Here is a 731-nt window from a genome sequence, read left to right as displayed (position 1 = left end):
CGTCATCGATCCCACGGACACGTACCCGATCTGCCACTCACCCAGCCTGACGGACACGCACCGCCCGGAACAGGACCCGCGCGGCGTGTCACGTCAGGGCGAACGTTGCCTGATGCGGCACTAGCTCGAACCGGCGTACATCCCCACGGCACCGGCAATACAGCACACGCACTCACCGTGCTCAACCTCAACCACCCCCGACTGGCCCGATGGGAGCCGATCTACACCCTGCTCAACGAGCCCAACGTCGAGCACCGCGGCAAGCAGGCGACCAGCGAGACGCTGGCACACCCTGCCAACCATCTCCCCACCGAAGTCAAGCAGCACCTCGTGCCGATCGTCGAAGCGATGCTCACCCACCCGGCCACCGTCCTCGACCGATTCCACCGACAACCGACCAACTTCGGGGTCGCAACCCAACTGCTCGCCAACCTCGACGACGACCCCACACGCATCCACGACCTGCTCCCCAGCCTGCTCACCGGGAGCACCGAACAACGCCGGCGTGCCACTCACCTGGCGCTGCGCCTGGATCCCGCCACCGCCACCGGCATACTGATCCCTCTGATCGGCGACCAGGCACCAGCAGTACGAGCCGATGCCGCCGCGGTAGTTGTCAAGTCAAGTGAGACAGGTTGTGTCTACGGGGCTGGTTGGGGTTGCTCGGCGGGCTGGTTGATCCAGGCCACGTCGGGCAGTGCGGGTGGACGGGGACGGCGTGCGAAGCGCTC

General features: G+C 66.5%; 1 protein-coding gene. It reads left to right on the top strand.

Translation table 11 applies throughout. From position 1 onward, the window contains the following. Nucleotides 1-177: 177 nt before the first annotated feature. Nucleotides 178-731, top strand: a 554-nt coding sequence (locus tag FM051_RS50020) for a hypothetical protein (protein ID WP_158855015.1), incomplete at its 3' end; no start/stop codon positions are given.

This window comes from Saccharothrix deserti (assembly GCF_009769385.1).
GTDB classification, from domain to species: domain Bacteria; phylum Actinomycetota; class Actinomycetes; order Mycobacteriales; family Pseudonocardiaceae; genus Actinosynnema; species Actinosynnema deserti.
Note: the sequence above shows the minus strand (reverse complement) of the source record. Positions and strands in the feature narration are given on the sequence as shown.